This is a genomic window from Nonomuraea wenchangensis (assembly GCF_900111685.1).
GTDB lineage: Bacteria > Actinomycetota > Actinomycetes > Streptosporangiales > Streptosporangiaceae > Nonomuraea > Nonomuraea wenchangensis.
In genome coordinates, this window is the sequence record NZ_FOHX01000015.1 from 38,083 (window position 1) to 64,421 (window position 26,339).

Below are 26,339 nucleotides of genomic sequence, written 5' to 3' on the forward strand. Positions count from 1 at the left end.
GGCCCTTCTCGTACCCCTGGACTCTTGGCTCTGCCCAGGAGTCCGGAGATTATTCGTCTCCGGTCAAGGAGTAGCCGCGCAGACGGCGGCCGGCCCAGAAGACGCCGGCGAGGGTGACGATGATCAGGGCGGGGACGGCGAAGCCGAGGGTGACGTCCGTACGGAAGAACGGGGAGTCGGTGATCTGTCCGGCGACGGACTGGCCCCACGCCTGGATGGAGAACCGGCGGGCGCCCGGGACGAGGTTGCCCACGAGGCTCTCCCAGACCAGGGCGTAGATGACGCCGATCGTGACCGCGTGCCGGGTGATGACGCCGAGCAGCAGGAAGAGCGCCGCGTAGGCGATGCCCGCCACCAGGGCGCCGACGGCGAACCCGGCCGCGATGCCGGCCTCGTTCCCGACGAGGAGCCAGCCGGCGACGTACGTCGGGACGGTCGCGAACAGCGCGAGCAGCGAGACGGCCACCACGAACTTCGTCCGGATGATGACCGGGCGGGAGATCGGCTTGGACATCAGGTGGATGATCGTGCCGTCGTCGATCTCGGGGGCGATGACGCCGGTGCCGGCGATCAGGCCGAGCAGCGGCAGCATGGTGCTGAGCGCGAAGCTCTGCAGCAGCAGGACGGTGGTGCGCTGGTCGCCCTCGCCGACCAGCTTGAACAGCACCGCGAGCGCGATCAGGGCGAGGGGCAGCAGCAGGAGCAGCACGATCCGCCGCCGCCCGAGCAGGGCGCGGTAGGTGATGGCCGCGACGACGGTGTTCATCCGGTGCTCCTGTTGATCAGGTAGGAGAAGACGCTCTCCAGGTCCTCGTCGGCGGGGGAGACCTGGTGCAGGCGGACACCTTCGGCCTGGGCGAGCTTGGGCAGCAGGCGGGCGAAGCGCCGGAACTCGGTCGCCTGGACCTCCAGGCCGTCGGGGCGCAGCGTGATGCCGCCGGCCGAGGGGTCGCGGATGAGGGCGGCGGCGAGCTTCCTGTCGTCGCTGGAGCGGATCATGAACAGGTGGGGGCGGTCGGTCATGAGCCGGCGGATGTCGCGGAAGTCGCCGGAGGCGGCGTGCCGGCCGGCGACCAGCACCTCGATGTGCTGGGCGACGCGCTCGACCTCCTCCAGGATGTGCGAGCTGAACAGGATGGTCTTGCCGGCCGTGCCCATGGCCCTGATCAGGTCCATGAGGTGCAGGCGCTGGCGCGGGTCCATGCCGTTGAACGGCTCGTCGAGCAGCAGCACGGGCGGGTCGTGGACGAGCGCGGCGGCGACCTTGACGCGCTGGCGCATGCCCTTCGAGTACGTCTCCACCCGCCGGTCCTTCGGCTCCTCCATCTCGACCGTGGCGAGGGCCTTGCGGGCGGCCTGCTCGGGGTCGGACAGGCCGTGCAGCCGGGCGGCGGACAGGACGAACTGCCAGCCGGTGAGGAAGCCGTAGACACCCTCACGTTCGGGGACCAGACCGATATTTCGGTAAATCTGGTGGTTCTTCCAGACGCGGTCGCCGTTCAGCGTGACCGTGCCGCCCGACGGGGCCAGGAAGCCCGCCATCATGTGCAGGAGCGTCGACTTGCCGGCGCCGTTGGGGCCGAGCAGGCCGGTGACGCCGGGGCCGATCGTCATCGTCACGTCGTTGACGGCGACAACGTTGCCGTACCAGCGGGACACCTGGGAGAGCTCGATCTTCATCGGGCGGCCGCCTTCCGGTAGCGCAGCGCGAGCGCGCCGAGGCCGGCGGCGATCAGCAGGACGAGGACCGCCAGCGAGGCAGGGCCGCTGGGGTAGGCGGCGCCCTCGATGGAGTGCGGCGGAGTGCCGAACAACCAGGACTGTACGGAGTCGACCAGCCAGAACGGGTTGAGCAGCCACGCCCAGGAGGCCGCGGCCTCGTTGCCGGTCGAGTAGAGGGTGCCGTAGACCATGGGCACGGACGCGGACGACAGCAGGTAGACGACCATCACCGAGGCCACGCCGAGCCCGCGCCGCGGCGTGAACGAGGCCAGCGCCAGCCCGAACGCCGCCAGCAGCAGCGCCAGCGCCAGCGCCATGAGGATCGAGCCTGCGTACTCGCCGGTGGCCGGGTCGCCCGGCAGGTCCACGACCACCTCGCCCACGTACATGAGGGTGAGGGGCACCGCGACGAGCGCGAACACCGCCACGGTCATGGCCGCGACCTTGGCGGCAACGTAGTCGGCGACCGAGACCGGCCGTGACAGGTAGAGCGGGAGCACGCGGTGGCGCAGGTCGGGCGCGACCACGGTGGGCGACTGCGAGGCCAGGAAGATGGCCACCACGGCTTGCATGATCACCGCGTACGCGCTGTAGGCGATGCCGCGCTCCTTGATCAGGGCCATGAGGGCGATGCTCACCACGGCGGGCATCAGCATGATGGCGACCAGCGCGAACGGCACGATCTTGCTGCGCGCCGGACGGCCGATGCCGAAGATCCCGCGCAGGCTGTGCACGGCCAGCGCGCGGAACGAGTGCGCGCGGCCGAGCCGGGGCCCGTCGTAGTGGCGGTAGCCGATGTCGTAGATCTCAGACATGCGCCACCTCCTCCCTGAAGACGTCCTCGATGCGGTGGCGGCCCTGTTCCAGCCGGATCAGGCACAGGTCGAGGTCGGCGGCGGCGTCGCGGACGGCGTCGTACGTCTCCGGCCCCCGCACCTGCACCACCAGCAGCCGCCCCTGCGGCGAGACGGTGTGCCCGGTCTCGGACAGGCGGGCGGCCAGCGCCTCCATGCCCTCGTCGACCTCGACGGTGACGGTCTGCGTGCTCTGGGTGAACTCGCCGATGGCCGACGAGCGCAGCAGCCGCCCGGCGTCGATGACCACGACGTGGTCGCAGATGCGTTCGAGCTCGCCCAGCAGGTGGGAGGTGACCACCACGCTGATGCCGAACTCGGTGCCGATGCGCCGGACGAGCGCCAGCATCTCGTCGCGGCCACGTGGGTCGAGGCCGTTGGTGGGCTCGTCCAGGAAGACCACCTTGGGGTCGTGGACGAGCGCCTGGGCCAGCTTGACCCGCTGCTTCATGCCGGTGGAGTAGCCGCCGATCGGGCGGTAGCGCTCTTCGGCGAGGCCGACGTGGCGCAGCACGTCGGCGGCGCGCTCGCGGGCGGCCGTACGCGGCAGCCCGGACATCTGGGCGAGGTGGACCACCAGCTCGGTGGCGGAGACGTCGGGGGGCAGGCATTCGTGCTCGGGCATGTAACCGACGAGCCTGCGGATCCCTGCGCCCTGGGAGGTGACGTCCAGGTCGAGTACGCGGGCCGTGCCGCCGCTGGGCGGCAGCAGGCCGAGCAGGATCTTGATCAGCGTCGACTTGCCCGCGCCGTTGGCCCCCACCAGCCCGGTGACGCCGGGCCCGACGGTGACCGTGAGCTGGTCGACCGCTGTGACGGTGGGGAAACGTTTGGTCAGCCCCTCGGTGGCGAGGATGTGCATGAGCCGGACCCTACCTGGGCGGCCCGCGCCGTGGCCTCGGTCAAACGGATGAACGTCGTCCTACTTGAGGCCAGAATCTGCGCTGGATCTGCAGGGTGACGGTGCCCGCGATCACCATGCCGAGGATGTTGACCGCGAGCTGGGACACCGAGCCCGCGACCTCCTTCCAGTCGGCAAGCGCCAGGGCCACGGCGGCGTAACCGGCCGCCGGGACCGTGGTGACCGAGATGAACACGCCGACCAGGGCCGATGACTTGCCGGCGGTGACGGACAGCACCCCGGCCGCGCCCGCCAGCAGCGCCACGATCAGCGACCACCGGTCGGGCTTGACGATGAACTGCACCTCGGCGTTGCTCCGCAGATTGCCGATGTCGATCCAGCCGAGCAGGTGGATGGCCAGCGTGCAGGCGAAGGTGACGACGATGGCCACGAGGAAGCCGATCACCAGCGTGCGCAGGGAGGCGACGATGAGGTGCCAGTGCCGGTTGAGCAGGCCGAAGCAGATGGCGGCGATCGCGCCGAACTCGGGCCCGAGCACCATCGCGCCGACCATGAGGATCGGCGAGTTCTGCAGCACGGCGACGCCCGACAGCATGGTGGCGATGACGAAGAAGGTGAGGTACGACCACGTCATGCGGGAGTCGGCCCACACCCGCTGCGCCAGCTCCTCCCAGATGACCGCGTCGTCGGGCTCGCCGGGCGCCTCCTCGACCGCCTCGTCGGCGACCTCGGACAGCGACAGGTCGACCCGCTCGGCCGCGATCGAGCCCTCGCTCCTGAGCCAGCCGAGGCGGCCGATCACCTCGTTGGCCGACTCGCGGGCCGCGTCGCAGAGGATGACGTCACCTCGGGGTACGCGGCCCGCGCCGGCCAGGACGACGATGTTGGTGACGCCGGGGCAGTCCTCCAGCACCGCCGTCACCTCGTCGGTGCGGGAGGCCGGGCTGATCAAGCGCAGATGCAGCACGAGCCCATTGTGATCGATCGCGGCGTCGATCGGACGTTGACGGGGTTTTGATACTTATGCCGGAAGCTCCCTGCCATGATCCGGTACAGATGCCACGAACACGGCGAAGAGTGCTGGTTCGCCGATCTCGACGACCAGGAGTGCGGGGGCAGGTTCGCCCTCTACCTGTTCGGGGAGGTGGCGTTCAGATCCGGCGAAGCCGTACCCGCCTGATGGCGTGGTCGACGCCCTTCTTGAGCACGAGGTCGGCCCGGCCCCGGGTGGGGGCGATGTTCTCGACCAGGTTGCGCTCGTTGATGTCGCGCCAGACGTTCACGGCGAAGGCGGTGGCCTCGTCGTGGGAGAGCTCGGCGATGTGCCGGAAGTACGACTTCGGGTCCTCGAAGGCGGTGCGGCGCAGCTTGTGGAAACGTTCGACGTACCAGGTGCGGATGCTCTCCACCTTGGCGTCCACGTAGATGGAGAAGTCGAAGTAGTCGTTGACGGCGAGGGAGGTGGGCGGGGCGGGCTGCAGGACGTTGAGTCCTTCGATGATGAGGATGTCGGGCTTTTTCACGGTCTGGACCGCGCCGGGGACGATGTCGTACTCAAGGTGGCTGTAGACGGGCGCCCGCACCTCGGCCGCCCCAGCCTTGACCTCCGCCACGAACCTGACCAGCGCCCGCCGGTCATAGCTCTCGGGGAACCCCTTGCGGTGCATGATCCCCTTGGCCTCCAGCACCGCGTTGGGGTGGAGGAAGCTGTCGGTGGTGACCAGCTCCACATGCGGATGCTCGGGCCAGCGGGCCAGCAGCGTGTGCAGCAGCCGCGCCGTGGTGGACTTGCCCACCGCGACGCTCCCGGCGATGCCCAGGATGTACGGCACCCGTTCCTCGGGATGGCCGAGGAACGCGCTCAGCACGCTGCTGCGTTGCTTGGATCCGGTGAAGTGCAGGTTGAGCAGCCGGGTCAGCGGTAGATAGATGTCCGTGACCTCGGTCAGGTCGATGGGGTCGTCCAGACCGCGCAGCTCTTCCAGCTCTTCGGCGGTGAGAGTCAAGGGCGTGTTCTTGCGGAGCTCGCTCCACTGCTCCCTGCTCAGTTCCACGTAGCCGTTGTTCACCTAGGCAGCGTAGCGATGCGCCGCAAAGGGGATCATGGGCGGCCCCTGGTTCGGCGTCCACAGCCTGTGGATAAAACATGGGGATTATCGAGAGCCAGTTCGGGGAACTATGATCGATTCGGCGAAATCGTTATGCAAGGGTTGGCAGGCGACTAGCCTCTCGTGGCGTGGACCGTCGCCGCTTCCTCGCCGCCATGACCGCCGCCGGCGTCGCCGGGCCGTTCGCCGGGGTCGCCTGCGCGGGACGCCAGGGCGGCGCCCAGCCCGCGCCCAGCGGCTACGGCCCGCTGCGCCCCGCCCGCGACCTGCGCGACGGCAAGGTGCGCCTGCACCTGCCCGAAGGCTTCCGCTACCGCTCGTTCAGCGCCGCGGGCGAGAAGTTCAGCGACGGCGGCGAGGTGCCCGGCCGGCACGACGGCATGGCCGCCTTCTCCGGGCCCGGCGGCAGCGCGATCCTCGTACGCAACCACGAGATCGGCGGGGCGGTCGGCGCGTTCGGCGACCGCGAGCGCGCCTACGACCCGATGGCCGGGGGCGGCACCTCCACCCTCCGCGTCACCCGCCAGGGCGAGGTCATCCGCGCCACCCCGTCGCTCACCGGCACCATGCTCAACTGCTCGGGCGGGCCCATGGCCTGGCGGGCCTGGGTGAGCTGCGAGGAGACCGTCAACGGCCCCGACGTGGCCGACGCGCCCGGCGGCGAGGGCAACGCCCGGCTCACCCAGAAGCACGGCTACATCTTCGAGGTGCCGCTCGACCGCGCCGCGACGGCCAGGCCCATCCGGGCGGCGGGCCGCTTCGCGCACGAGTCGGCCGCCTTCGACCCCTCCTCCGGCGCCATCTACCTCACCGAGGACAACTTCGCCCATCCGTCCGGGTTCTACCGCTACCTGCCGCCCAAGCACCCGGTGCTGGCCGGCAAACTGCTCGACGGCGGGCGGCTGCAGATGCTGGCCGTCGCGGACGCCGAACGCGCGGACCTGTCCCTGGGGCAGCGGCCGGGGGCCGCGTACCCCACGGAATGGGTGGACATCGACGACCCCGACCCCGGCTTCCGCGGGCGGCCCGCCTACGACGAGGCGGTCCAGGCCGTCGGCCGCCAGGGCCGGGCCAAGGGCGCGGCGATCTTCGCCAGGCTGGAGGGCGCGGTCTATCACCAGGGCGTGGTCTACTTCGTCTCCACGCAGGGCGGCGACACCTCGCCGGCCGACCCCATGCCCGACGGGTTCGGCAAGGGCCGCGGCCAGGTGTGGGCGTACGAGACCTGGAGCGGCACGCTCAGGCTGGTCTACGAGTCGCCGCGCGCGTCCGTCCTCGACCTGCCCGACAACATCACGGTGAGCAGGCGCGGCACGCTCGTCCTGTGCGAGGACGGCGACGGCGACAACTACCTGCGCGGGCTGACCAAGGCCGGGAAGCTGTTCGACTTCTGCCGGCTCGCGCCCATCGCCGGCGATCCCGGGGCCGAGTTCGCGGGCAGCACCTTCGGGCCCGGCGGCCACACGCTCTACGTGAACGTGCAGGCCAAGCAGGGCAGGTCGTTCGCCATCTGGGGTCCCTGGGAGCGCGGGCTGTTCTAATGGACGGCATGATCCTGGGCATCGGCGTGGACGTGGTGGACATCTCCCGCTTCGAGCGGGCGCTCGAACGCACCCCGGGTCTGCGCGAGCGGCTGTTCACCGAGGACGAGCAGGCGCTGCCCGCGCCGTCGCTGGCCGCCAGGTTCGCCGCCAAGGAGGCCGTGGCCAAGGCGCTGGGCGCGCCCCGGGGGCTGGGGCACCGGGAGGCCGAGGTCTGCCGCGGCGAGCTGGGCAAGCCCGAGCTGCGGGTGACCGGGCGGGTCGCCGAGGTGGCGTACGAGCTGGGCGTCAAGCGCTGGCACGTCTCGCTCAGCCACGACGCGGGCGTGGCCGTGGCCTATGTGATCGCCGAGGGATAGCGCGGGGGATAGCTTCGGATCATGCGCACCGCCTACACCGCCGACCAGATCCGCGCCGCCGAGCACGTCCTCATGGCCGGGCTGCCGCCGGGCACGCTCATGCAGCGGGCCGCCGCCGGGCTCGCCGCCGCCTGCGCGGGACTGCTCGGCCGCGTCTACGGCAGCCGCGTTGTGCTGCTCGTCGGCAGCGGCGACAACGGCGGCGACGCGCTCTACGCGGGCGAGCGGCTGGCGCGGCGCGGGGCGCGGGTGGAGGCGATACTCGCCGGGTCGAAGGCGCACGAGGCGGGGCTGGCCGCGCTGCTGCGGGCCGGCGGGCGGGTGGCCGGGCCCGGCGCGCTCCCGCGGGCCGACCTGATCATGGACGGGATGGTCGGGATCGGGGTGTCGGGGGCGCTGCGGGAGCCGTACGCGGCGCTGGCCGAGGCGGCGAACGCGGCCCGCGCCCCCGTCGTCGCCGTGGACGTGCCGAGCGGCGTGGACGCGAGCACCGGCCGCGTCCGGGGCGCGGCCGTGCGCGCCCTGGTGACCGTGACCATGGGCGCGATCAAGACCGGCCTGCTGGTCGATCCGGGGGCCTGGCACGCCGGCCGGGTCGAGCTGGTGGACATCGGGCTCGGCCCCTGCCTGCCCGACCCCGACGTGGCCGCGCTCACCGGCGGCGACGTGGAGGACCTGCTGCCGCACCCCGGCCAGGAGTCCGACAAATACCGCAGAGGCGTGCTCGGCGTGCTGGCCGGCAGCGACCTCTACACGGGCGCGGCCGTGCTGGCCGTGGGCGGGGCGCTGCGCGCCGGGGCCGGGATGGTCCGCTACGCCGGGCCGGCCGCGCCCGTGGCGCAGGTCCGCGCCGCCTGGCCGGAGGCCGTGATCACCACGCTCGACCGGCCGACCGTCGAGGACGTCGGACGGGTGCAGGCATGGGTGCTCGGGCCGGGGCTCGGCACCGGCGACTGGGCGCACGAGCTGGCCGCCCAGGTGCTCGGCACCGGTCTGCCGGTGCTCGTGGACGCCGACGGGCTGACCGTGGTCGCGCGCGACCGCTCGCTGCTGCGCCGCACCGCGCCCACGCTGATCACCCCGCACGCCGGCGAGCTGGCCAGGCTGATCCGGGCCGAGCGCGCGGACATCGAGGCGGCCCGGCTGGAGCACGCCCGCGCGGCGGCGGCCGAGCTGGGCGTGACCGTGCTGCTCAAGGGCTCGACCACGGTCGTGGCCGAGGAGTCCAGGCCGGTCCGGGTCAACCCGACCGGCACCTCCTGGCTGGCCACCGGCGGCACCGGCGACGTGCTGTCCGGCGTGGCGGGCGCGCTGCTGGCCCAGGGGCTCGGGGCGTACGACGCGGGATCGTGCGCGGCTTATCTGCACGGGCTGGCCGGCCGGCTGGCCGCCGACGGCGCCCCGCTGACCGCCGCGGACGTCGCCACCGCCGTGCCCGCCGCCATCCGCGCGGTGACGGCAGGAGGGGAGAAGGCAGGGGGCGCCTGAGGGTGAAAAACGCGCTCGACCACGCCCGTGAGCTGCCACACTAGAAGGATGTACTCCTCGATGGCCACGCCCGCGGAGGCACGCGTCGATCTGGCCGCCATCCGGCACAACGTCGCCCTGCTCAGGGAGCGCACGGGCGCCGAGCTGATGGGCGCCGTCAAGGCCGACGCCTACGGGCACGGGCTGGTCCCCTGTTCGCGCGCGGTGCTGGAGGGCGGCGCGAGCCGGCTCGGCGTCGCGTTCGTCAGGGAGGCGCTGGAGCTGCGCGCGGGCGGCGTGACCGCGCCGGTCCTCGCCTGGCTCATCACCCCGGGCGAGCCGCTCGACGAGGCGCTGACGCACGACGTCGAGCTGTCGGCCGCCGACGTGCGGCTGCTCGACGAGATCGCCGCCGCCGCGCGCCGCACCGGCCGCACCGCGCGGCTGCACCTGGAGGCCGACACCGGCATGAGCAGGGGCGGCGCTCCGCTGGCCGCCTGGCCGGGGCTGCTGGCCAGGGCGCTGGAGTTGCAGGCCGAGGGGGCCGTCGAGATCGTCGGCCTGTGGTCGCACTTCGCCTGCTCCGACATCCCGGGCCATCCGTCGGTGCAGCAGCAGCTGGAGGCTTACCAGACGGCGCTGAAGCTCGCCGAGCAGGCGGGCGCGGCCGGCTCGCACGTGATCAGGCACCTCGCCAACTCCGCCGCCGCGCTCACGCTGCCCGAGGCCCGCTACGACCTGGTCCGCTCGGGCATCGCGATGTACGGCCTCAGCCCGATCCCCGAGCAGGGCGACTTCGGCCTGCGCCCGGCGATGACCCTGGTGGCGCAGGCCGCGCTGGTCAAGCGGGTCCCGCAGGACTCCGGGGTCTCCTACGGCCACCTCTACACCACCGAGCGCGAGACCCACCTGGCGCTCGTCCCTCTCGGCTACGCCGACGGCATACTCCGGCACGCCACGGGAAGAGCCGAGGTGCTCGCGGGCGGGCGGCGCAGGCGGGTCGCGGGCCGCGTGTGCATGGACCAGTTCATGATCGACCTAGGTGACGACCTGCTCGCCGCCGGCGACGAGGTGGTGCTGTTCGGCCCGGGCGACGGGGGCGAGCCGACCGCTCAGGAGTGGGCCGATACCCTCGGCACGATCACGCATGAGATCGTGACCAGGATCGGCTCGCGGGTGCCGCGGGTCCACGTGAGCACGGGCGCTTGAGAAGGATCGGGGAGATGACGACGACAACACGGCGCAGGTTCGGGATCGCCGGCGCGCTCGTCGGCGCGGCGTCGGCGGGGGTCGCGGCGGCGGCCATGGCCAAGCGCTACGCGGTCGGCCGGATCAGGCTGCGCCCCGACACCGAGGCCAGCGAGCCGTTCGGCGAGCTGCGGGGCAGGGAGCGCACGCACATCACCTCCGACGGCGTGGCGCTGCACGTCGAGCTCGACGGCCCCGACGACGCGCCGCTGACCATCGTGTTCTGCCACGGCTACTGCCTCAACATGGAGTCCTGGCACTACCAGCGCAAGGACCTGCGGGACAACTACCGGCTGGTGCTGTGGGACCAGCGCTCCCACGGCCGTTCGCAGCGCGCCCAGGCCGACGACGGCATGATCGACCGGCTGGGCGACGACCTGGCCGAGGTGATCGAGGAGTTCGTGCCCGGCCCGTGCGTGCTGGTCGGCCACTCCATGGGCGGCATGACGATCATGGCGCTGGCCGACCGCCACCCCGGGCTGTTCGGCGACAAGATCCGCGCCGTGGCGCTGCTGGCCACCTCGGCGGGCAAGCTGGCCGAGCTGACGCTGGGCCTGCCGGCCATGCTGTCCAAGGTCGTCCACAAGGTCGCGCCCGGCACGGTGTCCATGCTGGGCAAGCGCGGCGCGCTCATCGACCGCACCCGCAGCGTCGGCAGCGACATCGCCTTCCTCATCACCCGCCACATGGGCTTCGGCGACTCGAAGAACGTCAGCCCCACCGTCGTCGACTTCGCCGAGTCGATGATCAGGGCCACCCCCACCGAGGTCTTCGCCGACTTCTACCCGGCCCTGATGAACCACGACAAACTGGCCGCGCTGGACGTCCTCGACTCCGTGCCCACCGCGATCATGGTGGGCGACGACGACTGGCTCACCCCGCCCGACCACAGCAGGGCCATCGCGGCCGCGCTGCCCAAGGCCCAGCTGACCGAGGTGCCCGACACCTCGCACCTGCTTCAGCTCGAACGTCCCGGCGTGGTCAACGACGCGCTGCGCGACCTGGCCAAGAGGGTGGAGCTGTAACGATGAGAGCCCCGACCGCCGAGGCCATGCGCGCGTTCGGCGCCCGCCTGGCGGCCCACCTGCGGGCCGGCGACCTGATCGTGCTGTCCGGGCCGCTCGGCGCCGGCAAGACCACACTGGTGCAGGGCATCGCCGAAGGGCTCAAAGTACGCGGCCCGATCACCTCGCCCACGTTCGTCATCGCCCGGGTGCACCCGTCGCTGACCCAGGGGCCGCCGCTCGTGCACGCCGACGCCTACCGTCTGGGCGGCGACCTGGAGGTCGACGACCTCGACCTCGACGCCTCGCTGGAGGAGTCCGTCACCGTCGTCGAGTGGGGCGAAGGGCTGGTCGAGGGCCTGGCCGACGACCGGCTGGAGATCCACATCGACCGCGAGGCCGGCGACGAGGCCCGCGTGCTCACCGTGCGCGCCGTGGGGCCCCGATGGGCCGACACGCCGGTTGATCGGCTCGAAGGCTAAAACACCGGTCACGTCCCCGCAAAGCTGGCACCCTTGACGTACCGGGCCAAAGACATGATCGTTGGCAGGGATTCGCCCAGAATTTCTGGGTATCAGGGTGGGCGACATCCACGATATGGGTGGATGCTGGTGGCAAGACGGCAAAGTGGGGTGCGGCCGGTGCTCAGGGTCAGGCGTGTCGCGTACGCGGGAGCTCTCGTCATCGTAGGTCTGACCGGCTGCACAGCCTCGGCCGAGACCGAACCCACGGCAACCCCGACGGCCACCGCGCCGGGCACGCCGTTATCCAGCGCCACCGGCACCCCGGCGCCCACGGGCACCAGGCCCAAGATCCAGGTCCAGCTCAACCCAGACCGGGTCACCGCGGGCCAGACCAACACCGTGTGGATCCTCGCCAACTGCCCCGTCCCCACCGGCGGCCCGGCCCACACCGGCACCGCCACGTCCCGGGCGTTCGTCAGCGGCGCCACGCTCAACCCCGTGCCCTCCGGCGCCGGCTCCCCGACCCCCACCGGCTCGGCGGCCGGCTCGCCCTGGGTGCGCGGCTCCGCGCAGGTCTCAGGAACGGTCCCGCGCGGCACCTACACCGTCAGCGTCAAGTGCGACGGCACCAACGACGCCGGCAGCGCCAAACTGCGCGTCGTCGCCGGCGAGGCGCTGCCCACCCACGTGCCTACCCGGGCGCCCCGCGCGGGCGGCGGCGGCACGTACGCCAAGGACATGGACGAGGGCTCCTCCATCCCCTTCGGCCCGGCGGGCGTGCTGGTCGGCCTCGCCCTCGCGGGGGGCATCGGCTGGGCGGTCAAGCGGCGCAAGGCGTAGACGATGGCACGACCTGGACGGGTCGTCGTCGCGGGGGTCGTCACGGGGCTGGTGCTGTTCGCCTTCGGCAAGGGGGCTCAGGAGCAGGCGTCCACGCCCGCCGCGAACGTCGTGCCCGAGAGCCTCGACATCCCCTCGATCGACCTGGAGGCCCCGCTCATGAAGCTGGGCCTCGCCAAGAACGGCGACGTCGAGCTGCCGCCGTACGAGAAGCCCAAGACGGCCGGCTGGTACGAGGGCAGCGCCGTGCCCGGCGAGAAGGGCGCCTCGGTCATCATCGGCCACGTGGACACCAAGACCGCCCCCGCCGTGTTCTACAAGCTCAGGGACCTGCGCAAGGGCCAGACCGTCAAGGTGCGGCGCAGCGACGGCAAGACGGTGACGTTCAAGGTCGACTCGATCGAGCAGGTGCACAAGGACAGCTTCCCCACCCGGCGGGTCTACCTGGAGGACGGGCTGAGGCTGGTCACATGCGGCGGCGAGTTCGACCGCGCGCGCGGCGAGTACCTCGACAACGTCATCGTCTACGCTTCACGTGCATGAGCCATCCTCCTGCCGTCGGCGGCAGCCGGGTGCCCTGGTCGCGGGTGCCCCAGGAGGTCCGCGCGGCGGTCGAGGAGTTCCTCGGCGGGCGTGTGGCCGAGGCGCGCACCCAGGAGGGCGGGTTCTCGCCCGCGGCCGCCGTACGGGTGCGCACCGAGCACGGCCGGCGGGCCTTCGTCAAGACCGTCGGTCCTGAGCCCAACCCTGACACCCCGCACATCTACCGCGCCGAGCTCAGGATCGCCGCGGCCCTGCCGGAGTCGGCGCCCGCGCCCCGGCTGCTGACCGGGTTCGAGGTGGCCGGCTGGGTGACGCTGGTCTTCGAGGACGTCGAGGGCGAGCACCCCGAGCTGCCCTGGAGACGCGACCAGCTCGACCTGGTGCTTGAGGCGCTCGCGCGGATGTCGCGGGCGCTGACTCCCTCGCCCGTCGCCGACGCGCCGACGGTCGCCGAGATCTTCGGCGACTCCTTCCACGGCTGGCGCAGGCTCACCGGGGAGGACACCGCCGGGCTCGACCCGTGGGCGCTGCGCCACCTCGGCGAGCTGGCCGAGCTGGAGGCCGGCTGGGAGTCGGCCGCGGCCGGCGACAGCCTTGCGCACGGCGACCTGCGCGCCGACAACATCCTGCTGGCCGGCGAGCGCGTCTTCGTCGTGGACTGGCCCTGGGCCTGCCGGGCGGCGCCCTGGTTCGACCTGCTGTGCATGCTGCCGTCCGTCGGGATGCAGGGCGGGCCGCCGCCGTGGGAGCTGTTCGCCGACGCCGAGCCGGCCGTGGTCGCGGCGGTGGCCGGATATCTGGCCAGGCAGTCGCGGCAGCCTGCTCCGCCGGGGCTGGCGACGGTACGGGAGTTCCAGCGGGCGCAGGGCGTGGTCGCGCTGGAGTGGCTGCGGCGGCGTACGGGCTGGGCCTGACGGCGTCACGGAGCGGGGCGGACGGCGTCGCGGAGCGGGGCGGACGGCGTCGCGGGCCGGGGCGGGCGGCGTTACAGGCCCGTGCTGACAGCATTACGGACAGGTGCGTGGTCCGCTACGGGTAGGCTAATCAGTCGTGCTGGTCCTGGCTTTTGATACCGCGACACCCGCCGTCACCGCCGCGCTCCACGACGGCGAGCGGGTGCTCGCCGAGCACACGACGATCGACGCCCGGCGCCACGGCGAACTGCTCGCCCCCACCATCGAGCTCGTGCTGGCCGAGGCCCGCGCGACGCTCCGCGACGTGACCGCGGTCGTGGCCGGCAGCGGCCCCGGCCCTTACACGGGGCTGCGCGTCGGGCTCATGACCGCGCAGGGGCTCGCGACCACGCTCGGCGTGCCCTCCTACGGCGTCTGCACGCTCGACGCGCTCGCCTACGGCAGTGGCCTGACCGAGCCGTTCCTCGCCGCCACCGACGCCCGGCGCAAGGAGGTCTTCTGGGCCCGCTACGCCGACCTGCGCACCCGGCTCGACGGGCCGGCCGTCGACCGGCCCGCGGACGTCCCCGCTGACGGGCTGCCGGTCATCGGCGCCGGCGCCGACCTCTACCGCGACGTGCTGGAGGCCAAGGGCCACGAGGCGCCGCCCTACCCGTACGCCGGATCGCTGGCCGCCCTCGCCGTCGAACGGCTGGCGACCGGCGCCCCGCTCGACCCGGCGCGCCCGATCTACCTGCGCCGCCCCGACGCCGTCGTGCCCGGCGCCCCGAAGAAGGTGCTCACGCCCGGCGAGAGCGGGCGGGCGACGGCGTGAGGCGGCGGACATGGTGACACTGCGGCCCATGACGATCGCCGACCTGCCGGCGGTGATGGCGATCGAGCGGGCCACGTTCCCGCTCGACGCGTGGAGCGAGGGCATGATGCGCGGCGAGCTGGACGACATGCCGCGCACCCGCCACTACGTGGTGGCCCTGGACGAGGACGAGATCGTCGCCTACGCCGGCCTGGCCGCCGCCGTCGACCAGGCCGACGTGCAGACCATCGCGGTGCTCGACAAGCACCAGGGGCGCGGCATCGGCAGCGCCCTGCTCACCGAGCTGCTGGCCGAGGCCCGGCGCAGGGGGGCGCGCGAGATCTTCCTGGAGGTCCGCGCCGACAACCCGCGCGCCCAGGCGGTCTACCGGCGCTTCGAGTTCGAGGAGATCGGCACCCGCCGCCGCTACTACGACGACGGCACCGACGCGATCATGATGAGAAGGAAGCTGGATGGCTGACGAACCCCTGGTGCTCGGCATCGAGACGTCCTGCGACGAGACCGGCATCGGCATCGTCCGCGGTCACACGCTGCTGGCCAACACCATCGCCTCCAGCATGGACGAGCACGCCAGGTTCGGCGGCGTGGTGCCCGAGGTCGCCTCACGCGCCCATCTGGAGGCCATGACGCCCACCGTGGAGGCGGCGCTGGCCGCGGCCGGGCTGCGCTTCACCGACATCGACGCCATCGCCGTCACCGCCGGGCCCGGCCTCGCGGGGGCGCTGCTGGTCGGGGTGGCGGCGGCCAAGTCGTACGCGCTCGGGCTCGGCGTCCCTCTCTACGGCGTCAACCACCTGGCCGCGCACGTGGCCGTGGACGAGCTGGAGCACGGGCCGCTGCCCAAGCCGTGCATCGCGCTGCTGGTCTCCGGCGGGCACTCCTCGCTGCTGCTCGTGCCCGACGTGACCGGCGACGTCATCTCGCTCGGCTCGACCGTGGACGACGCGGCGGGGGAGGCGTTCGACAAGGTGGCGCGGGTGCTGGGGCTGCCGTTCCCCGGCGGGCCGCACATCGACCGGGCCGCCCGCGAGGGCTCCGGCACCGCCGTCACGTTCCCGCGCGGCAAGATCGACGATGGCACGCTCGACTTCTCCTTCTCCGGGCTCAAGACCGCCGTGGCACGGTGGGTGGAGTCGCGTGAGGCGGCGGGGCAGAGCGTGCACGTTCCCGACGTGGCCGCCTCCTTCCAGGAGGCCGTGGTCGACGTGCTGACCCGCAAGGCGCTGCAGGCCTGCCGCAAGTACGGTGTGTCCGACCTGCTCATCGGCGGCGGCGTGGCGGCCAACTCGCGGCTGCGGGCGCTCGCCCAGGAGCGGTGCGAAGCCGCCGGGGTGCGGCTGCGGGTGCCGCGGCCGGGGCTGTGCACCGACAACGGGGCGATGGTGGCCGCGCTGGGCTCCGACCTGATCGCGGCTGGCGTCTCGCCGTCCAGCCTGCAGATCCCGGCCGACTCGTCCCTGCCGATCACCACCGTGCACGTCTGATCTCCCCGGACGGCGACGCCCAGCACTACGGCACCGGCGTGCTGCCCGAGCACCGCGGGCACGGCCTCGTCCGCTGGATGAAGGCCGAGGCCGTCCGGCAGGCACGCGAGCGCTACCCGTACCTCGACGGCCTGCTGACCGACACCGCCGACAGCAACCGTCACATGCGCGGCGTCAACGACGCGCTCGGCCACCTGCCGACCCGCAAGATGCTGACGCTCCAGCTCGACCTTTAGAGACCCCTTGCACACCTCTGCGGTGATGCTCCTGGTCAGTCCTTGGTCCGGGTGGGGCGGAGGAGGGCCTCGGCCAGGGCCAGCATGGTCTCCTCCAGCGCGCCCAGGCGCTTGGTGAGGTCGGCCGCGGCCGGCTCGACGATGCCGGTGACGGTGCGGGCCAGCTCGTCCCGGTCGGGGCGCGAGCCCACCAGCTCGGTCAGCGCTTCGGCGGCGGCCGTCAGGCGTTCGGCCTGCTCACCGGCCTGCGAGCCGAGCAGCTCCGGCAGCCCCAGCGACGCGGGCAGCCCGTCGACCCGGCGGCCGACCGCGTCGATGCGGCCGTCGATGGCGTCGAGGTGCTCGCCGGTCTGCCCGGCGCGGGCGGCCAGCCCGGTGAGATGGGTGTCGAGGCCGTCGAAGCGGGCGTCGAAGCCGTCGAATCGTCCGCCCAGGTGCTCCTCGGCCTCCCCCAACCGCTCGTCGAGCGCGTCGAGCTGGGTGTCGAGCCTGTTGAAGTGGCCCTCGCTGCGGTTGGCGGTCTCGCCGATGCGCTGGTCGGCGGCGGCCACCCGGTCGTCGAGCGCGGTGAAGCGGGCGTCGAGGCGGGTGCCCAGCGCGTCGAAGCGGTCGTCGTGCCGGCTCAGGTGGCCGTCCACCGTGCCGAGACGCTGGCCGAGCGCGCCGAGCTGGCCGTCCATGTGGGTGAGCCGCGTGTCCACGCCGCCCATGCGGCCGTCGAGGCCGTCAAGACGGGTGTCGATGTCGGCCAGGCACTCGTCGGTCGACTCCAGCCGCCCGTCGAACCCGGTGAGCCTGGTGTCCAGGCCGGTCAGCCGGCCCTCGACGCGGTCGATCCTGGCGTCCACGCTCGCGAGGCGGTCGGCCAGGCGCTGCTCGCTCTCGCCGAGCTGCATGGTCAGGCGCTGCTCGCTCTCGCCGAGTTGCACGGCCAGGTGCTGGTCGGTCTCGTCGAGGCGGGTCGTGAGGCGCTGCTCGATGGCGGCGAGGTGGCCGTCGAGGCGTTCGTCGGTCTCCAGCAGGCGGATGGTCACCCGCGCGTCGGTCTCCTCCAGGCGGGCGGTGAGCCGCCTGCCGGTCTCCTCCACGCCGGCGGCGGCCTCGTCCAGCTTGGCGGTGAACCGCTGGTCGGTCTCGTCGAGGCGGGCGGTGAGAGCGCGGTCGGTCTCCTCCAGGCGGGCGGAGAGGGCGCGGTCGGTCTCCTCCGTCCGGACGGTGAGGGCGCGGTCGGTCTCGTCGAGCCTGGCGGCGAGGTTGCGGTCGGTCTCGCCGAGGCGGGCCGACAGGTTGCGGTCGGTCTCCTCCAGGCGGGCCGTCAGCCGCTGGTCGGTCTCCTTGAGCCGGGTGGTGAGGCGCTGGTCGGTGGCGTCGAGGCGGGCGGTGAGCTGCTTGCCGGTCTCCTCCAGGCGGGCCGCGCCGTCGTCGAGGCGCGCGGTGAGGCGCTGCTCGACGGCCTCGGCCTGGACGGAGAGCTGTTCGGCGGTGGCGGTCAGCCGGTCGTCGACGCCCTCGGACAGCTCGCCGACGACCGCCTCGACCCGGTCGGTGCGGGAGATCAGCTCAGCCACCGACCTGTCGAGCCTGGTGAAGCGGCCCGCCGCGGCCTCCATGCCGGCATGGAGACCGGCCAGCATGCCGGCGAAGTCGGACATGCCCTTGGTGATGCCGTCGGTGGTCTCCAGCACGGACTGCAGGCGCTTGAGCGCCTCGTCGACGTTCTCGCCCACGGTGCCGAGATCGGCCCAGAGGCTCGGCAGCTCGGCCACCGGGGCGACGCGGGCGTCCACGTGGCTGACCCGGTCGCCGACGGCGTCCACGTGGTCGCGTACGGCCTCGACGTGCTGTGCCAGCCCCTCCGCCCACATCGGCGGCTTGACGGAGATGTCCTCCAGCCGCCCGTTGACCGACTCCAGAGCGCCGCTGAGGCCGCCCAGCTCGCGCTCGCGCACCTCCCGCAGCAGCCACTCCATGCCTTCGAGCCGCTGGCGGATCTCGTCGAGGACGGCTCCCTGCGTGCGCTGCTCGTAGACGTGGTCCTGTGACGCGCGGTTGAGCAGGTCTCGCATCCTCTCGGAGACGTTCGTGTAGCCCCCTGCCGTGAGAAGGGTCGTGTGGTTGGAATTGTCCACCGAAAGGCTCCTTCGCTCGCCGGCGGTCTGCCGCGCAGCGGTGGGATAGGTCCGGTTTGCACGTGAATTGGCGAGAACGCGACAACCGCATCAGGGGGAGAACTCCCGCCCGCCAACCTTAGCCCTTCGATCAAGGTCAGTAAGCGCCGAACGGAAAGATCGTGGCCGACGAGAGATCGACCGTTGTCCGTGGTCAGGCAGCGGGGGAGGTGTCGCAGATAAACGCATATGGGCGCTCCATAATGCGAGTCAGGATGATTACCGCTGACTTTTCCCCATTGAGCCGCAAGTCTGCCCGGAGTCGTTCGATGTCGAGAGCCGAGCCGCGCTTCTTGATGGTGACATTTCCGATTTGTCGCTCGCGCAGCGCCGCCCGGAGTTTCTTCAGCGAGAACGTCATCACCTCGTCCACCGCGTAACGCGCGGCCCACGGGGTGTCGATCGGCTCGTCGGCGGCGATGTAGGCGATCTGCTGGTCGAGTAGCCGCCCGCCGACCAGGTCGGCCACCTCGCGCACCAGGTGCGCCCGGATCGCGGCGCCGTCGGGCTCGTAGATGTAGCGGCCCAGCGCGCCGACCGGGGCAAGGCTCTCGGGGCCGGCGGCGGCCAGGGTGTGGCCGCCGGGCAGCAGGGTGGCGCGGCGCGTCGAGCGCATGCCGGGGCCGGTCCGGATGGCCGCCTCCTTGACCTCCCCCTTGTAGGAGACCCACTCGACCTCGGAGGACTCCGGGAGGTAGGAGTAGGGGATCCCCGGGGCGACCTTGACGCAGGCGCGGTCGGCCCGCGCCACCAGGTCGAGCACCGTCGGCCACGGCGGTGAGTACGCCAGCGGGTCGAACGTGCGGCCCCGCCCCGTCCGCCGGGCGGGGTCGGCGAAGAGCACGTCGTAGTCCTCCGGCCGCACCGCCCCCGCGTTGCCCACGACCACGCTCACCCGGTCGGCGACGCCGAGCGCCTCGGCGTTCGCCCTGGCCACGGCGACGGTCAGCGGGTCGATGTCCACGGCGGTCACCGTGCAGCCGGCGCGCGCCAGGGCGAGGAGGTCGCCGCCGACGCCGCAGCAGACGTCGATCACGCTCGCTCCGGCCAGGCGGCGGGCGCGGTGCTCGGCCACCTCCTTGCGGGTGGACTGCTCCAGGCCGTGCGGGGTGAAGAACATCACCTCGGCGTCCTCGCCGAACTTCGCCCGCGCCCGTTCGCGGAGTGCCGCCTGGGTGAGCGCGGCCGAGGTGAGCGGGGCGTCGTACGTGCGGCGCAGCCTGGTGGCGGCGGCGACCGGATCGGCCCCCGTGGCGGTCAGCTCCACGGCCTCGGTGAGCGCCTGCCGGCCGCGGGAGGTCAGGAGCTGTCGGAAGGCGTCGAGGTCCACGTTGCCCGACGTTATCGCGTCGCGGAACCCCTCGTGACGCCGCTCGCGCCGGCCCCTGTGCCGCTCGCGGCTGCGTCCCCGGCGGCGTCCCCGGGGGTGCACGAGAGGGCGGGGGTGTCGCCCAGGGACAGCAGGAGCTTGCGGAGCAGGGCGGCCAGGGTGTCCCGGTCGCCCGCGGAGAGCCCGGCCAGCAGGCGGGCCTCGTTGGCCGCGTGCCGTTCGAGCACGTCGTCCGCCACCCGCCGGCCCTCGTCGGTCAGCCCGACGAACGTCATCCGCCGGTTGCCCGGGGCCGGCCACCGGTCGACGAGCCCGCGATCGAGCAGGTGGTCGATGCGGTTGGTGAGCGCGCCGGGGCTCACCATGGCGGCGGCCGAGAGGTCCTTCATGCACATGCGGACGTTCTCGGCGCGCCGGAGCGTGGCGAGCACGTCGAACTCCCACGCCTCCAGCCCGTGCTCGGCCAGGAACTCCCTGGCGGCGCGGTCCAGCAGCCGCGAGGCGCGCGTGACCCGGCCGATCACGCCCGTGGGGGAGACGTCGACGCCGGGCCGGGCCAGCGCCCACTGGCCGATGATCTCGTCCACCGCGTCGATCGCGTCGTCCATGCGGTCGATCCTACGACATTGAAATGTTCGACGCTGGACGCTATCTTCGGCGTGGAAGACTTCGATGTCGAACTTTTTGAGGTGAGAGTGATGCGGGTACTAGTGATCGGCGCGACCGGTTACATCGGGTCGGCCGTGGTCGAGCGGCTGATCGCGGGGGGCCACGAGGTGACCGCGTACGTACGCCCGGCGGCCGACGGCGCGAGACGGGTGCCGGCGGCGGCCGGCGAGCGCTACGGCGACCTGTCGGACCCGGCGGCGCTGCGGGCCGCGCTCGCGCCGGACGCCCGCCAGGGCGTCGGCCGGGGCGTCGATTCGGACGCCGGCCAGGGCATCGAGCCGGGCGCCGGGCAGGGCGTCGAGGCGGGCGCCGGCGCGGGGTTCGATGTCGTCGTGCACGCCGGGCAGCTCACCGGTGACCGTGAGACCGACCTCGCCGTCGCCGGTGTCCCATCCGCCGCGGGGGCGCGGATGGTGTACCTCAGCGGGGTCTGGGTGCTCGGCGCGATCGACGGCGGGGACGAGGGCAGCCCGGCCCGGCCGATTCCGCTCGTGGCGTACCGGGACGAGGTGGAGCGGGTGGTGCTCGGCGGCGGCGGCTCCGTCGTACGGCCGGGCGTGGTGCACGGCCGGGGCTCCGGCATCCCGGCGCTCCTTCGCGGCCTGGCCGCCGAGCGCGGCACCGGCGTGTACGTCTCGGCCGGCGGCACGGTGCCCACCTGGACGTTCGTGCACGTGGACGACCTCGCCGACCTCGTCGCGGCGGTCGTGGAGCGCGGCGGACCGGCCGTCTACCACGGCGTGAGCGAGGAGGCAGTGCCGCTCACGGACGTGGCCGAGGCGGCGGCCCGCGCGGCCGGCGTCAAGGAGGTCGCCGAGCCCTGGCCGCTGGAGGAGGCCGCGAAGGCGCTCGGGGCCGAGTTCGCCGAGGCCCTGGCCCTCGGCCAGCGGATCGGCGCCGCCCGCACCCGCCGCGAGCTCGGCTGGGCCCCGAGCCGGCCGGGCGTCGTCGCCGAGCTCACAGAGGGCTCGTACGCCTGATCGACACCCGTTGTTCCGATCGCTGTCAGCAGACTTGGACGCGTTCGTGTTGACTGTCAAGGCCCTCTTGCATATGTTTCCTGTTGGCACTCTCCCCTTGAGAGTGCCAACGTGCGACGAGGCAGGTCTGACACCCGCGACGGCAGGCCCAGCTGGTCGCCTCTTCTGATCATTCACATCTGAAGGGGAGGTCCGATCGTGACGACCGCCACCAAGGTTCCCGTTAAGCCGCTCGGCGACCGCATTGTGGTTCAGCCGCTTGAGGCCGAGCAGACCACGGCTTCCGGCCTGGTCATCCCTGACACCGCCAAGGAGAAGCCGCAGGAGGGCCGAGTGCTCGCGGTGGGTCCGGGCAACTGGGACGAGGACGGCGAGAAGCGCATTCCGCTCGACGTCTCCGAGGGCGACATCGTCCTCTACAGCAAGTACGGCGGCACCGAGGTCAAGTACAACGGCGAGGAGTACCTCGTGCTCTCCGCCCGCGACGTTCTCGCGATCATCGAGAAGTAGGCCGGATGCGTCGAGCCCCGGGCGCTTTAGGGCGGCCGGGGCTTTCGACGCCAGGAGAGGACTTTCAGCATGGCGAAGATCCTGGAGTTCGACGAGAACGCGCGGCGCGCGCTGGAGCGCGGCGTCAACGCCCTCGCGGACGCCGTGAAGGTTACCCTCGGCCCGCGGGGCCGCAACGTCGTCATCGACAAGAAGTTCGGTGCGCCGACGATCACGAACGACGGTGTGACCATCGCTCGTGAGATCGAGCTGGAGGAGCGCTACGAGAACCTCGGCGCCCAGCTCGCCAAGGAAGTGGCCACCAAGACCAACGACATCGCGGGTGACGGCACCACCACCGCCACCGTGCTCGCCCAGGCGCTGGTTCGTGAGGGCCTGCGCAACGTCGCCGCCGGCGCCTCGCCGCTGTCGCTCAAGCGCGGCATCGACAAGGCCGCGAAGGCGGTCAGCGACAAGCTGCTCGACAGCGCCCGCGAGGTCGGCGACAAGAACGAGATCGCCAACGTCGCCACCATCTCCGCCCAGGACGCCAAGATCGGCGAGCTGATCGCCGAGGCGTTCGACAAGGTGGGCAAGGACGGTGTCCTCACCGTCGAAGAGTCCAACGCCATGGGCATGGAGCTCGAGTTCACCGAGGGCATGCAGTTCGACAAGGGCTACCTGTCGGCCTACATGGTGACCGACCCCGAGCGCATGGAGGCCGTCCTCGAGGACGCCTACATCCTGCTCACCCAGGGCAAGGTCTCCTCCATCGCGGACTTCCTGCCGCTGCTGGAGAAGATCGCCCAGACCAAGAAGCCGCTGCTCGTGGTCGCCGAGGACGTCGAGGGCGAGGCCCTGGCCACCCTGGTCGTCAACAAGATCCGCGGCCTGTTCCGCTCCGTGGCCGTCAAGGCCCCGGGCTTCGGCGACCGCCGCAAGGCGATGCTGCAGGACATGGCCATCCTCACCGGCGGCCAGGTCGTCAGCGAGGAGGTCGGACTCAAGCTGGAGCACGTCGGCCTGGAGGTGCTCGGCACCGCCCGCCGCGTCGTGGTGACCAAGGACACCACGACCATCGTCGACGGCGCCGGCGACGCGCAGGCCATCGAGGACCGCGTCAAGGAGATCAAGCTCGCCATCGAGCAGTCCGACTCCGACTGGGACCGCGAGAAGCTGCAGGAGCGCCTGGCCAAGCTCGCCGGCGGCGTGTGCGTGCTGCGCGTCGGCGCGGCCACCGAGGTCGAGCTCAAGGAGAAGAAGCACCGCCTTGAGGACGCGATCTCCGCCACCCGCGCGGCGATCGAGGAGGGCATCGTCTCCGGCGGTGGCTCCGCGCTCATCCACGTCGGCAAGGACCTCGACGACCTTGGCCTGAGCGGCGACGAGGCCACGGGCGTCGGCATCGTCCGCCGTTCGCTGGTCGAGCCGGCCCGCTGGATCGCCGAGAACGCCGGCCTTGAGGGCTACGTCGTCACGCACAAGATCGCTGAGCTGTCGGCGGGCCACGGCCTCAACGCCGCCACCGGCGAGTACGGCGACCTCATCGGCCAGGGCGTCATCGACCCGGTCAAGGTCACCCGTTCGGCCGTCCAGAACGCCGCCTCGATCGCGGGCATGCTGCTCACCACCGAGGCGCTCGTGGTGGACAAGCCCGAGGAGGAGGCTCCGGCCGCCGGTCAGGGTCACGGTCACGGCCACGGCCACTGATCGGCCCTTTCTTCCGCTACACCTGTCACGGCCCGCATCCCGCTGCCGCCTTCGGGCGGAGGGGGAGGCGGGCCGTGGCGGTTTCCGGGCCCCTGGCCGCGTCGATGCCCCGGCGGCTCCGTGGCCTCGGCGGCCCCGGGGCTCTGGTGTCTCCGTGGCCTCGGCGGCTCCGTGGCTCTGGTGTTTCCGAAACCTGGCGGCTCCGGGGTCTGGCGGGGGGCGGGCCGGCGGGGTGCGTACGCTGGGCGTCGGGAGGTGGCGGGGTGCAGTATCGGCGGGCGGTGCAGAGGCTGCGGCGGCTCGCCGAGACGTGTGACCAGACGCGCCGGGTGGCGGCGGCGGAGCCGTTCCTGCGGGCGGCGTACGTGTTCGGCGACCTGCTGGAGGGAGCCGACCCGGTGGACGCCCTCGAGGTGGTTCTCGTGCTGAACCTGCCGCCCGAGGAGGTCACCTGGGGCTCGCAACCGCCGGGGACGGCCTGGCTGGTGGACTTCCTGGAGCTGGACAAGGGAGGGATCGCCTACTGGTGGCGCTCCCGCCGGGACCCGGTGTGGAACCACCACATCAGGGAGCCGGTGCGGTTCTGGTCCGTGGAGGAGGGGACGGACCAGGGCGTGCTCGACGCCCTCCGCGACGGCCGCGCCGGCCTGCTGCGGCGCGAGACTCCGGACAGCGGCCAGGAGGTACGGGCGCGCACCGCGGAGGAGTTGGAGGCGGCGCTCGAACACCTGCGTGAGGTGCACCGCTCCTACTGGGACCGCAAGTGGCGCCGGCAGCATCGCGGCGTCGGCCGTTACCCGGAGCATCATCTGTGGGAGGCGGTGCAGGGCTATCTGGAGCTCCTGGACGTCGGCGACGAGGACGACAAGGACGACAAGGGCGATGAGGACGGCGACGGCCACGGCGGCGACGGCGGCGGCGCGCCTCGTTAGGGCTCGCCCGCCGGTGCCCGGACTGGAGTTCTGTTCGGTTGGGGAAGTGTGGGAAAAGGTGGATTAATGGCGTAAACCCGCGGTGCGCGATAAGCGTCTGTCTCTGACAATTGTCGTGCATATCGGCTTATCGGGTGAAATATTATGTCAGGCCAAAGGCTTAGTGTGATCGGTCGATTACCTATCGTTATCGCCGCGTCAATGTGACCAATCCGTAGCCGTTCGCGATGACGACAGGCCCGATCAGTGAGGGCATCATGCCTATCGTGAGCGAGGGAAGCGTCGCCGACGCCAAAATTGGGGTAAGGCTCGCGTCGAGACTTCCGGCACGGACGGATGACTCCGACCTAAGGGAACTGACGAGCCTCGCCGTACAGGGGGATCGCAGCGCGATCGAATCCCTGCTCGGCGAGTTGCGTCCGATGGTGGTGCGGTATTGCCGCGCCAGGCTGGGCAGGGTTTCAGGGCAATATCACATTGCCGATGACGTGGCCCAGGAGGTCTGCATCGCGGTGTTGTCCGCGTTGCCGCGCTACCGCGACATGGGGCGGCCGTTCGCCTCGTTCGTCTTCGGGATCGCCTCGCACAAGGTGGCCGACGCGCTGCGCAGCTCGGTGCGCTCCGCCGTGCCGACGCAGGACCTGCCGGACGGGCCGGACGAGGGCCCGGGGCCGGAGGAGACGGTGGTCCGCTACATCGAGGTCGAGCACGCCCGCCGGCTGCTCGCCCGGCTGCCCGAGAACCAGCGCGAGCTGCTGCTGCTGCGAGTGGTCTCCGGTCTGTCCGCCGAGGAGACCGGTAATGTACTCGGTATGTCACCAGGTGCCGTCCGCGTCGCCCAGCATCGGGCGCTGGCCAGGCTGCGGCAGATGGCGGAGCTGGAGTCCGCTTGACGCCAGAGCACGAGACCGACGCGCTGTTCGATGTGCTCGGTCGTGGAGAGCTGCCCGGCCCCTGCTCGGGTCACGCCGGCGACCCCGCGGTGCGCCTGCTGGCCGCGCTGGTCGGTGACGTACTGGACCGGGACGTTCTGGGGCGGGACGTTCTGGATGGGGACCCTGTGGGGCGGGAAGCTGCGGATCGGGACGCGCTGGGCGGGCTCTGTGCCCTGGGAGGACGGCCTCGGCTTTCCGAGGTCGGCGACGCGGGCCGGGGCCGCTCCTCAGAGTCTTCCGATGGTTCGCCTGATGATCTCGGTCAGCGACGCTCCTCCGTGTCGATGACGCCGTCGACGTAGCCTCTGGCGTATTCCCAGGTCACGTAGTCGGCGGGGTCGGGGTGGAAGGCCGGCTCGTGCACCTGTGGCTGGCCTTTCTCGATCATCTGCCGGAGGTTGCCGCGCAGCAGCTCCCAGTCGAAGTAGTGCTGCTCACCGCATTCCGGGCAGTCGAGCACGAGACCCAGCACCCCCTGCGGTTCGAGCAGGGAGCGGAAGACCTCGACGTCGGCGAGGTCGGTGATGGCCTCGTCACGTTCGGACGCGGTCAGTGGCTCAGCGTCGTCGAGCGCGCCCATCGCCGAGGAAGGGTCGTTCGGGTCGTCCGCGAACGGGTCGCGGGGGACGTCTTCCAGCACCTTCCCACCATATGACCGATGCGGCC

The 26,339-nt window shown here is 72.0% G+C and carries 29 protein-coding genes; 19 read left to right on the forward strand and 10 right to left on the reverse strand.

Annotated elements, in window-relative coordinates; translation table 11 throughout:
• Nucleotides 1–49: 49 nt before the first annotated feature.
• Genes BMW85_RS34815 through BMW85_RS34835 form a run of 5 tightly spaced genes read right to left on the reverse strand, consistent with a single transcriptional unit; the run spans nucleotide 50 to nucleotide 4,405 of the window.
• Complete coding sequence (locus tag BMW85_RS34815) at nucleotides 50–766, reverse strand: ABC transporter permease (protein WP_091090157.1); 717 nt, start codon at nucleotides 764–766, stop codon at nucleotides 50–52.
• Complete coding sequence (locus BMW85_RS34820) at nucleotides 763–1,680, reverse strand: ABC transporter ATP-binding protein (RefSeq protein WP_091090159.1); 918 nt, start codon at nucleotides 1,678–1,680, stop codon at nucleotides 763–765. The genes BMW85_RS34815 and BMW85_RS34820 overlap by 4 nt, the downstream gene beginning before the upstream one ends.
• A complete protein-coding gene (locus BMW85_RS34825) occupies nucleotides 1,677–2,537 on the reverse strand; it encodes an ABC transporter permease (RefSeq protein WP_091090161.1) in 861 nt (286 codons plus the stop codon). The genes BMW85_RS34820 and BMW85_RS34825 overlap by 4 nt, the downstream gene beginning before the upstream one ends.
• Nucleotides 2,530–3,438: an ABC transporter ATP-binding protein gene (locus BMW85_RS34830; RefSeq protein ID WP_091090164.1), complete on the reverse strand. Its 909-nt coding sequence runs from the start codon at nucleotides 3,436–3,438 to the stop codon at nucleotides 2,530–2,532. The genes BMW85_RS34825 and BMW85_RS34830 overlap by 8 nt, the downstream gene beginning before the upstream one ends.
• A gap of 40 nt (nucleotides 3,439–3,478) precedes the next feature.
• Complete coding sequence (locus BMW85_RS34835) at nucleotides 3,479–4,405, reverse strand: DUF389 domain-containing protein (protein WP_091090166.1); 927 nt, start codon at nucleotides 4,403–4,405, stop codon at nucleotides 3,479–3,481.
• Nucleotides 4,406–4,480: 75 nt separating this feature from the next.
• On the opposite strand from BMW85_RS34835, the gene BMW85_RS49935 reads away from it, so the two are divergent.
• The gene (locus BMW85_RS49935) at nucleotides 4,481–4,618 is read left to right on the forward strand and encodes a hypothetical protein (RefSeq protein ID WP_177241037.1); all 138 of its coding nucleotides are present in this window, start codon (nucleotides 4,481–4,483) and stop codon (nucleotides 4,616–4,618) included.
• On the opposite strand, the gene coaA is transcribed toward BMW85_RS49935, so the two are convergent.
• Nucleotides 4,590–5,492, reverse strand: coding sequence for a type I pantothenate kinase (gene coaA, locus BMW85_RS34840; RefSeq protein WP_091090565.1), 903 nt, complete (start codon nucleotides 5,490–5,492; stop codon nucleotides 4,590–4,592). The genes BMW85_RS49935 and coaA overlap by 29 nt on opposite strands.
• A 182-nt stretch (nucleotides 5,493–5,674) precedes the next feature.
• Here coaA and BMW85_RS34845 point away from each other — a divergent pair, with 182 nt between their 5' ends.
• The 13 genes from BMW85_RS34845 to BMW85_RS34905 all read left to right on the forward strand — a co-directional run bounded on the left by BMW85_RS34845 (nucleotide 5,675) and on the right by BMW85_RS34905 (nucleotide 16,460).
• Nucleotides 5,675–7,087: a PhoX family protein gene (locus BMW85_RS34845; protein ID WP_091090168.1), complete on the forward strand. Its 1,413-nt coding sequence runs from the start codon at nucleotides 5,675–5,677 to the stop codon at nucleotides 7,085–7,087.
• 8 nt (nucleotides 7,088–7,095) lie between these two features.
• The gene (locus tag BMW85_RS34850) at nucleotides 7,096–7,446 is read left to right on the forward strand and encodes a holo-ACP synthase (protein WP_091090566.1); all 351 of its coding nucleotides are present in this window, start codon (nucleotides 7,096–7,098) and stop codon (nucleotides 7,444–7,446) included.
• A 21-nt stretch (nucleotides 7,447–7,467) separates the two neighbouring features.
• Complete coding sequence (locus tag BMW85_RS34855) at nucleotides 7,468–8,934, forward strand: NAD(P)H-hydrate dehydratase (RefSeq protein WP_091090170.1); 1,467 nt, start codon at nucleotides 7,468–7,470, stop codon at nucleotides 8,932–8,934.
• A 60-nt stretch (nucleotides 8,935–8,994) separates the two neighbouring features.
• On the forward strand, nucleotides 8,995–10,122 hold the full coding sequence (gene alr, locus BMW85_RS34860; RefSeq protein ID WP_091090173.1) for an alanine racemase: 1,128 nt from the start codon (nucleotides 8,995–8,997) through the stop codon (nucleotides 10,120–10,122).
• 14 nt (nucleotides 10,123–10,136) lie between these two features.
• Nucleotides 10,137–11,186: an alpha/beta fold hydrolase gene (locus BMW85_RS34865; protein ID WP_091090176.1), complete on the forward strand. Its 1,050-nt coding sequence runs from the start codon at nucleotides 10,137–10,139 to the stop codon at nucleotides 11,184–11,186.
• 2 nt (nucleotides 11,187–11,188) lie between these two features.
• Nucleotides 11,189–11,647, forward strand: coding sequence for a tRNA (adenosine(37)-N6)-threonylcarbamoyltransferase complex ATPase subunit type 1 TsaE (gene tsaE / locus BMW85_RS34870; RefSeq protein ID WP_091090179.1), 459 nt, complete (start codon nucleotides 11,189–11,191; stop codon nucleotides 11,645–11,647).
• Between the two features lie 159 nt (nucleotides 11,648–11,806).
• Complete coding sequence (locus tag BMW85_RS34875; RefSeq protein WP_143082511.1) at nucleotides 11,807–12,469, forward strand: hypothetical protein; 663 nt, start codon at nucleotides 11,807–11,809, stop codon at nucleotides 12,467–12,469.
• Between the two features lie 3 nt (nucleotides 12,470–12,472).
• On the forward strand, nucleotides 12,473–13,012 hold the full coding sequence (locus BMW85_RS34880; protein WP_177241038.1) for a class F sortase: 540 nt from the start codon (nucleotides 12,473–12,475) through the stop codon (nucleotides 13,010–13,012).
• Nucleotides 13,009–13,926: an aminoglycoside phosphotransferase family protein gene (locus BMW85_RS34885; RefSeq protein WP_091090185.1), complete on the forward strand. Its 918-nt coding sequence runs from the start codon at nucleotides 13,009–13,011 to the stop codon at nucleotides 13,924–13,926. Before BMW85_RS34880 ends, BMW85_RS34885 begins: the two co-directional genes overlap by 4 nt.
• Before the next feature lie 136 nt (nucleotides 13,927–14,062).
• Entirely contained in the window at nucleotides 14,063–14,740 is a 678-nt protein-coding gene (gene tsaB, locus BMW85_RS34890) for a tRNA (adenosine(37)-N6)-threonylcarbamoyltransferase complex dimerization subunit type 1 TsaB (RefSeq protein WP_091090188.1), read from the forward strand.
• 10 nt (nucleotides 14,741–14,750) lie between these two features.
• A complete protein-coding gene (gene rimI / locus BMW85_RS34895) occupies nucleotides 14,751–15,200 on the forward strand; it encodes a ribosomal protein S18-alanine N-acetyltransferase (RefSeq protein ID WP_281249641.1) in 450 nt (149 codons plus the stop codon).
• On the forward strand, nucleotides 15,193–16,224 hold the full coding sequence (gene tsaD / locus BMW85_RS34900) for a tRNA (adenosine(37)-N6)-threonylcarbamoyltransferase complex transferase subunit TsaD (RefSeq protein ID WP_091090190.1): 1,032 nt from the start codon (nucleotides 15,193–15,195) through the stop codon (nucleotides 16,222–16,224). The genes rimI and tsaD overlap by 8 nt, the downstream gene beginning before the upstream one ends.
• A 38-nt stretch (nucleotides 16,225–16,262) precedes the next feature.
• Nucleotides 16,263–16,460, forward strand: a complete 198-nt coding sequence (locus BMW85_RS34905) for a hypothetical protein (RefSeq protein ID WP_218156067.1) — start codon at nucleotides 16,263–16,265, stop codon at nucleotides 16,458–16,460.
• Nucleotides 16,461–16,495: 35 nt separating this feature from the next.
• Here BMW85_RS34905 and BMW85_RS34910 read toward each other — a convergent pair whose 3' ends face one another.
• The 3 genes from BMW85_RS34910 to BMW85_RS34920 all read right to left on the reverse strand — a co-directional run bounded on the left by BMW85_RS34910 (nucleotide 16,496) and on the right by BMW85_RS34920 (nucleotide 20,566).
• Nucleotides 16,496–18,589: a hypothetical protein gene (locus tag BMW85_RS34910; protein WP_091090192.1), complete on the reverse strand. Its 2,094-nt coding sequence runs from the start codon at nucleotides 18,587–18,589 to the stop codon at nucleotides 16,496–16,498.
• Nucleotides 18,590–18,782: 193 nt separating this feature from the next.
• Nucleotides 18,783–19,958, reverse strand: coding sequence for a THUMP-like domain-containing protein (locus BMW85_RS34915; RefSeq protein WP_091090194.1), 1,176 nt, complete (start codon nucleotides 19,956–19,958; stop codon nucleotides 18,783–18,785).
• Between the two features lie 11 nt (nucleotides 19,959–19,969).
• A complete protein-coding gene (locus BMW85_RS34920; RefSeq protein WP_091090197.1) occupies nucleotides 19,970–20,566 on the reverse strand; it encodes a MarR family winged helix-turn-helix transcriptional regulator in 597 nt (198 codons plus the stop codon).
• A 90-nt stretch (nucleotides 20,567–20,656) separates the two neighbouring features.
• Between BMW85_RS34920 and BMW85_RS34925 the strand changes: the two genes are divergently transcribed.
• The 5 genes from BMW85_RS34925 to BMW85_RS34945 all read left to right on the forward strand — a co-directional run bounded on the left by BMW85_RS34925 (nucleotide 20,657) and on the right by BMW85_RS34945 (nucleotide 25,631).
• Nucleotides 20,657–21,607 carry an NAD-dependent epimerase/dehydratase family protein gene (locus tag BMW85_RS34925; RefSeq protein ID WP_091090199.1) on the forward strand — a complete coding sequence of 317 codons (951 nt, stop codon included), beginning with the start codon at nucleotides 20,657–20,659 and terminating at the stop codon, nucleotides 21,605–21,607.
• A gap of 198 nt (nucleotides 21,608–21,805) precedes the next feature.
• Nucleotides 21,806–22,117, forward strand: coding sequence for a co-chaperone GroES (groES, locus tag BMW85_RS34930; RefSeq protein WP_020542252.1), 312 nt, complete (start codon nucleotides 21,806–21,808; stop codon nucleotides 22,115–22,117).
• A 69-nt stretch (nucleotides 22,118–22,186) separates the two neighbouring features.
• Nucleotides 22,187–23,806: a chaperonin GroEL gene (gene groL / locus BMW85_RS34935; RefSeq protein WP_091090202.1), complete on the forward strand. Its 1,620-nt coding sequence runs from the start codon at nucleotides 22,187–22,189 to the stop codon at nucleotides 23,804–23,806.
• Between the two features lie 263 nt (nucleotides 23,807–24,069).
• Nucleotides 24,070–24,738 (forward strand): DUF7711 family protein, encoded by a 669-nt coding sequence (locus tag BMW85_RS34940; protein WP_091090206.1) that lies wholly within the window; start codon nucleotides 24,070–24,072, stop codon nucleotides 24,736–24,738.
• Between the two features lie 257 nt (nucleotides 24,739–24,995).
• Nucleotides 24,996–25,631 (forward strand): sigma-70 family RNA polymerase sigma factor, encoded by a 636-nt coding sequence (locus tag BMW85_RS34945; RefSeq protein WP_085995996.1) that lies wholly within the window; start codon nucleotides 24,996–24,998, stop codon nucleotides 25,629–25,631.
• 304 nt (nucleotides 25,632–25,935) lie between these two features.
• On the opposite strand, the gene BMW85_RS34950 is transcribed toward BMW85_RS34945, so the two are convergent.
• Nucleotides 25,936–26,313, reverse strand: a complete 378-nt coding sequence (locus BMW85_RS34950) for a DUF5319 domain-containing protein (RefSeq protein ID WP_091090209.1) — start codon at nucleotides 26,311–26,313, stop codon at nucleotides 25,936–25,938.
• Nucleotides 26,314–26,339: the final 26 nt, after the last annotated feature.

What these genes read in the sequence shown, in the direction of transcription:
- BMW85_RS34920 (WP_091090197.1), bottom strand. Translation starts at nt 20,566, where the DNA reads ATGGACGACGCGATCGACGCGGTGGACGAGATCATCGGCCAGTGGGCG.
- BMW85_RS34865 (WP_091090176.1), top strand. Translation starts at nt 10,137, where the DNA reads ATGACGACGACAACACGGCGCAGGTTCGGGATCGCCGGCGCGCTCGTC.
- BMW85_RS34885 (WP_091090185.1), top strand. Translation starts at nt 13,009, where the DNA reads ATGAGCCATCCTCCTGCCGTCGGCGGCAGCCGGGTGCCCTGGTCGCGG.
- rimI (WP_281249641.1), top strand. Translation starts at nt 14,751, where the DNA reads ATGGTGACACTGCGGCCCATGACGATCGCCGACCTGCCGGCGGTGATG.
- alr (WP_091090173.1), top strand. Translation starts at nt 8,995, where the DNA reads ATGGCCACGCCCGCGGAGGCACGCGTCGATCTGGCCGCCATCCGGCAC.
- BMW85_RS34945 (WP_085995996.1), top strand. Translation starts at nt 24,996, where the DNA reads ATGCCTATCGTGAGCGAGGGAAGCGTCGCCGACGCCAAAATTGGGGTA.
- BMW85_RS49935 (WP_177241037.1), top strand. Translation starts at nt 4,481, where the DNA reads ATGATCCGGTACAGATGCCACGAACACGGCGAAGAGTGCTGGTTCGCC.
- BMW85_RS34825 (WP_091090161.1), bottom strand. Translation starts at nt 2,537, where the DNA reads ATGTCTGAGATCTACGACATCGGCTACCGCCACTACGACGGGCCCCGG.
- tsaD (WP_091090190.1), top strand. Translation starts at nt 15,193, where the DNA reads ATGGCTGACGAACCCCTGGTGCTCGGCATCGAGACGTCCTGCGACGAG.
- BMW85_RS34820 (WP_091090159.1), bottom strand. Translation starts at nt 1,680, where the DNA reads ATGAAGATCGAGCTCTCCCAGGTGTCCCGCTGGTACGGCAACGTTGTC.
- BMW85_RS34830 (WP_091090164.1), bottom strand. Translation starts at nt 3,438, where the DNA reads ATGCACATCCTCGCCACCGAGGGGCTGACCAAACGTTTCCCCACCGTC.
- BMW85_RS34855 (WP_091090170.1), top strand. Translation starts at nt 7,468, where the DNA reads ATGCGCACCGCCTACACCGCCGACCAGATCCGCGCCGCCGAGCACGTC.
- BMW85_RS34815 (WP_091090157.1), bottom strand. Translation starts at nt 766, where the DNA reads ATGAACACCGTCGTCGCGGCCATCACCTACCGCGCCCTGCTCGGGCGG.
- tsaE (WP_091090179.1), top strand. Translation starts at nt 11,189, where the DNA reads ATGAGAGCCCCGACCGCCGAGGCCATGCGCGCGTTCGGCGCCCGCCTG.
- BMW85_RS34880 (WP_177241038.1), top strand. Translation starts at nt 12,473, where the DNA reads ATGGCACGACCTGGACGGGTCGTCGTCGCGGGGGTCGTCACGGGGCTG.
- groL (WP_091090202.1), top strand. Translation starts at nt 22,187, where the DNA reads ATGGCGAAGATCCTGGAGTTCGACGAGAACGCGCGGCGCGCGCTGGAG.
- BMW85_RS34850 (WP_091090566.1), top strand. Translation starts at nt 7,096, where the DNA reads ATGATCCTGGGCATCGGCGTGGACGTGGTGGACATCTCCCGCTTCGAG.
- BMW85_RS34925 (WP_091090199.1), top strand. Translation starts at nt 20,657, where the DNA reads ATGCGGGTACTAGTGATCGGCGCGACCGGTTACATCGGGTCGGCCGTG.